Origin of the sequence: Pantoea sp. SIMBA_079, from assembly GCF_046940275.1 — a bacterium.
Taxonomy (GTDB): domain Bacteria; phylum Pseudomonadota; class Gammaproteobacteria; order Enterobacterales; family Enterobacteriaceae; genus Pantoea; species Pantoea borealis.
This window is the reverse complement of record NZ_JAWRYR010000230.1, coordinates 1-277: the sequence shown is the minus strand read 5'-3', so window position 1 is coordinate 277 and position 277 is coordinate 1. Positions and strand designations below refer to the sequence as shown.

The window sequence follows — 277 nt, the reverse complement described above, 5'->3', positions numbered from 1 at the left end:
CTTCGAGTGAAAATTGCTCACGGGCAGTTGCTATGTTGGTTTGTGCTCCCAATTTGTTTTTTTGATGGATGTCGACGGTAAGATAGTGACCAGTACGAGTTTTTAACGTGATAATGTCGTTATTCGTGATGATCCCAGCGTTTCCATTTGCTCGTTCAATAATAAAGGTTTCCTCTCCAGACCCCCATAGGCTGAGCTGGACTCCGTTTCCTCCTCCTTGTAGCGGGTGAAGATAAAGACTGTTTGCGGTGCGAATGACGATTTTTGAACCGTGGAC

Annotated in this window: 1 protein-coding gene; it reads right to left on the bottom strand. The window is 45.5% G+C overall.

Going from position 1 to position 277, the window contains the following annotated elements; genetic code table 11:
• Positions 1–277: fascin domain-containing protein (locus SB719_RS19825; RefSeq protein WP_412159688.1), on the bottom strand; the 277-nt coding region annotated here is incomplete at both ends.